The organism is Shigella sp. FC1567 (assembly GCF_001743015.1).
Classification (GTDB): domain Bacteria; phylum Pseudomonadota; class Gammaproteobacteria; order Enterobacterales; family Enterobacteriaceae; genus Escherichia; species Escherichia coli.
In genome coordinates this window covers 1-4449 of sequence record NZ_MIIV01000157.1, presented here as the reverse complement: position 1 = coordinate 4449, position 4449 = coordinate 1, and the positions used below count along the sequence as shown (strand labels likewise).

The window sequence follows — 4449 nt, the reverse complement described above, 5'->3', positions numbered from 1 at the left end:
TCGGCCTTTGAGGTCGTGGTATGGATGACGGATGGCTGGCCGCTGTATGAATCACGCCTGAAGGGAAAGCTGCACGTTATCAGCAAGCGTTACACTCAGCGCATTGAGCGACATAATCTGAATCTGAGACAACATCTGGCAAGGCTGGGACGGAAGTCACTGTCGTTCTCAAAATCGGTGGAGCTGCATGACAAGGTCATCGGGCATTATCTGAACATAAAACACTATCAGTAAGTTGGAGTCATTACCAGCGTTTTACCACCATCATGAAAGAAAATGGCCTGAAGGCGAACAGCCTCTGTGTTGAGATCACTGAAACCGTGATCGAGCGAATTAATGAACATTTTTATCTCAATATTGAACAACTGCGTAAACAAGGGGTACGGATATCGATTGATGACTTTGGCACCGGTTTGTCAAACCTGAAACGTTTTTATGAAATTAATCCAGACAGCATAAAGGTGGACTCGCAATTTACCGGCGATATTTTCGGTACTGCGGGAAAAATTGTGCGCATTATTTTCGATCTGGCACGCTATAACCGGATCCCGGTGATTGCGGAAGGCGTAGAGAGCGAAGACGTTGCACGCGAATTAATTAAATTAGGATGTGTTCAGGCTCAGGGGTATCTGTACCAGAAACCTATGCCATTCTCCGCCTGGGATAAAAGTGGAAAATTAGTAAAAGAGTAGTTTACGTATGTCCAGAATCAATAAGTTCGTACTTACAGTCAGTCTGCTGATTTTTATCATGATTTCAGCAGTTGCCTGCGGGATCTACACTCAAATGGTAAAGGAACGGGTGTATAGCCTGAAACAGTCCGTTATTGATACTGCTTTTGCGGTGGCAAATATTGCTGAATATCGGCGTAGCGTGGCAATTGATCTTATCAACACGCTAAATCCCACTGAGGAACAGCTGTTGGTTGGTTTGCGCACAGCTTACGCCGACTCGGTTTCCCCCTCTTATTTGTACGATGTCGGTCCTTATCTGATTTCCAGTGACGAATGTATTCAGGTAAAGGAGTTCGAGAAAAATTATTGTGCAGATATTATGCAGGTTGTGAAGTATCGACATGTCAAAAATACAGGGTTTATCTCTTTTGACGGTAAAACCTTCGTCTATTACCTCTATCCGGTAACTCACAATCGTAGTCTGATATTTTTGCTTGGTCTGGAGCGTTTTTCTTTACTGTCAAAATCGCTGGCGATGGACAGCGAGAACCTGATGTTCTCTCTATTTAAGAACGGTAAACCGGTGACCGGTGATGAATATAATGCTAAAAACGCCATCTTCACCGTTTCGGAAGCGATGGAGCACTTCGCCTATTTGCCGACCGGATTGTACGTATTTGCGTATAAAAAAGATGTTTATTTGCGGGTCTGTACATTGATTATTTTCTTTGCCGCATTGGTGGCTGTGATATCGGGTGCCAGTTGCCTCTATCTGGTACGCAGAGTGATTAATCGTGGTATTGTGGAGAAAGAAGCCATCATTAATAACCATTTTGAACGCGTACTGGATGGCGGGCTTTTCTTTTCGGCTGCCGATGTCAAAAAACTCTACAGTATGTATAACTCGGCGTTCCTGGACGACCTGACCAAAGCAATGGGCAGAAAATCCTTTGACGAAGATTTAAAAGCGCTGCCGGAAAAAGGCAGTTATTTGTGCCTGTTTGACGTCGATAAATTCAAAAACATTAACGACACCTTCGGTCATTTGCTGGGCGATGAAGTGTTGATGAAAGTGGTGAAAATCCTTAAATCACAGATCCCGGTAGATAAAGGTAAAATCTACCGCTTCGGCGGTGACGAATTTGCGGTGATTTATACGGGTGGAACGCTGGAAGAGTTGCTATCGATTCTAAAAGAAATCGTTCATTTCCAGGTGGGAAGCATTAATTTAAGTACCAGTATCGGTGTAGCGCATTCAAATGAATGTACCACCGTCGAACGCTTGAAAATGCTGGCGGATGAGCGGCTGTATAAGAGTAAGAAAAACGGCAGGGCTCAGATTAGCTGGCAGTAATCATTATTCGCAGGCCGGACAAATGATTTTGCCCGGCCTGAATTAATTAAACCCGGCTACCCCACAAATCGTACTCATCGGCGTGCTCGACTTTCACACGCAGGATATCACCCGGCTTAACGTTGGTTTCACCATTGAGATAAACCGCGCCGTCGATTTCCGGTGCATCTGCCATGCTGCGACCAATCGCGCCTTCTTCGTCCACTTCGTCGATAATCACCAGAATTTCACGGCCCACTTTCTCTTGCAGGCGCTCGGCGGAAATCTGCTGCTGCAGCTGCATGAAACGGTTCCAGCGTTCTTCTTTAACTTCTTCCGGAACCTGGTCAGGCAGGGCATTGGCGTCTGCACCTTCAACCGGGCTGTATTTAAAGCAGCCAACGCGATCCAGACGCGCTTCTTTCAGGAAGTCGAGTAGCATCTGGAAATCTTCTTCTGTCTCGCCAGGGAAGCCGACAATAAAGGTTGAGCGTAGGGTCAGTTCCGGGCAGATTTCGCGCCACTGTTTGATGCGCGCCAGTTGGCGATCTACAGAACCCGGACGCTTCATCAGTTTGAGAATGCGCGGGCTGGCGTGCTGCAACGGAATGTCCAGATACGGCAGGATTTTGCCTTCTGCCATCAGTGGGATGACGTCGTCCACATGCGGATAAGGGTAAACGTAGTGCAGACGTGTCCAGATCCCCAGTTTCGATAACTGTTCGCACAGGCTGACCATGCTGGTTTTTACCGGCTCGCCGTTGTGGAAGCCAGTACGATGTTTAACATCAACGCCATAGGCGGAAGTATCCTGCGAGATCACCAGAATCTCTTTAACGCCCGCATCTACCAGACGTTTCGCTTCACTTAACACTTCGCCAATCGGACGGCTCACCAGGTCGCCGCGCATAGACGGAATAATGCAGAAGGTGCAGCGGTGATTACAGCCTTCCGAAATTTTCAGATAGGCATAATGACGCGGCGTCAGTTTCACACCTTGTTCTGGCACCAGGCTCAGGAATGGGTTGTGTTTCGGTTTTGGCACGTAGTGATGAACGTGCTCCAGAACCTGCTCATAGCTATGAGGCCCGGTGATTTCCAGCACTTTCGGGTGGACTTCGCGGATCTGATCTTCTTTTGCCCCCAGACAACCGGTCACAATTACCTTGCCGTTTTCATTCAACGCTTCACCAATGGCTTCCAGTGATTCTTGTACCGCGCTGTCAATAAAGCCGCAGGTGTTGACGATCACCATGTCCGCATCGTCATAGCTCGGTACCACGTCATAACCTTCAGTGCGGAGTTCGGTGAGAATACGCTCTGAATCGACAAGGTTTTTCGGACAGCCAAGGGAAACAAAGCCGATTTTCGGCTGGGGAGTTACTTTGCTCATAGCTTAAAAAATATTCAGTTACAGGAAAGGTCAGGGCAGGGATTCTACAGAGTTCTGGATAAAATTTGTATCGCAATCTCATTCGCTGGCGGAGGCGAAGGAAATGTAAATTTTGTTAATTCGGCGTGAAGAATTGATCCTGGACAGCATTTTGCTCAAAAAATAGCCATACTATTTAATTGCAACAAGGCTGGAAAGAGGAGGATCGAAGTATGTTCGTTGACAGACAGCGAATCGATCTGCTGAACCGGTTGATCGACGCACGCGTTGACCTCGCTGCATACGTGCAACTGAGGAAGGCAAAAGGATACATGTCCGTCAGCGAAAGCAATCATCTACGAGATAACTTTTTTAAACTGAATCGCGAACTGCACGATAAATCGCTGCGGTTGAATCTTCATCTGGATCAGGAAGAGTGGAGTGCTCTTCATCATGCTGAAGAAGCATTAGCGACAGCCGCAGTATGTTTGATGAGTGGGCACCATGATTGCCCGACTGTTATTACCGTCAACGCCGATAAGCTTGAAAATTGTCTGATGAGCTTAACGCTGAGTATCCAGAGCCTGCAGAAGCACGCCATGCTTGAGAAGGCCTGAAAACTAAGGGGGAGAAAGCGTCTCCCCCTTCATGTTTAAGTTTTTGTAAAAATGAATTTGTTATCTCCTCCACTGACTACGCTTTAAGCCAGAGTCAATCCGGAGGCGTTATGGATTTGCCCCTATATTTCCAGACATCTGTTATCACTTAACCCATTACAAGCCCGCTGCCGCAGATATTCCCGTGGCGAGCGATAACCCAGCGCACTATGCGGATGCCATTCGTTATAATGCTCGAACGCCTCTGCAAGGTTCTTTGCTGCCGTTAACCCGTCTGGTTTGGGCATGATACTGATGTAGTCACGCTTTATCGTTTTCACGAAGCTCTCTGCTATTCCGTTACTCTCCGGACTCCGCACCGCCGTGTTCTTCGGTTCAAGTCCCAACATCCGGGCGAACTGGCGTGTTTCATTAGCCCGGTAGCATGAACCATTATCCGTCAGCCACTCCACT

The 4449-nt window shown here is 47.4% G+C and carries 5 protein-coding genes and 1 pseudogene; 4 read left to right on the top strand and 2 right to left on the bottom strand.

The genetic code is table 11. The features are described from left to right. The 3 genes and pseudogenes from BHE85_RS11090 to BHE85_RS11080 all read left to right on the top strand — a co-directional run. A partial coding sequence (locus BHE85_RS11090) for an IS1 family transposase (RefSeq protein ID WP_001393844.1) occupies positions 1-234 on the top strand: 234 nt, incomplete at its 5' end. A gap of 11 nt (positions 235-245) precedes the next feature. Further along, positions 246-692 (top strand): annotated as a pseudogene (locus BHE85_RS11085) (EAL domain-containing protein); the annotation flags it as partial. A 7-nt stretch (positions 693-699) separates the two neighbouring features. Beyond that, the gene (locus BHE85_RS11080; RefSeq protein ID WP_000086908.1) at positions 700-2028 is read left to right on the top strand and encodes a GGDEF domain-containing protein; all 1329 of its coding nucleotides are present in this window, start codon (positions 700-702) and stop codon (positions 2026-2028) included. Positions 2029-2074: 46 nt separating this feature from the next. Here the strand turns inward: BHE85_RS11080 and rimO are convergent, their stop codons facing one another. After that, complete coding sequence (gene rimO / locus BHE85_RS11075) at positions 2075-3400, bottom strand: 30S ribosomal protein S12 methylthiotransferase RimO (protein ID WP_000049367.1); 1326 nt, start codon at positions 3398-3400, stop codon at positions 2075-2077. 212 nt (positions 3401-3612) lie between these two features. On the opposite strand from rimO, the gene bssR reads away from it, so the two are divergent. Beyond that, positions 3613-3996: a biofilm formation regulator BssR gene (gene bssR / locus BHE85_RS11070; RefSeq protein ID WP_000497137.1), complete on the top strand. Its 384-nt coding sequence runs from the start codon at positions 3613-3615 to the stop codon at positions 3994-3996. Between the two features lie 122 nt (positions 3997-4118). Here bssR and BHE85_RS11065 read toward each other — a convergent pair. Beyond that, positions 4119-4449, bottom strand: a 331-nt coding sequence (locus tag BHE85_RS11065) for an integrase core domain-containing protein (protein WP_000321149.1), incomplete at its 5' end; no start/stop codon positions are given.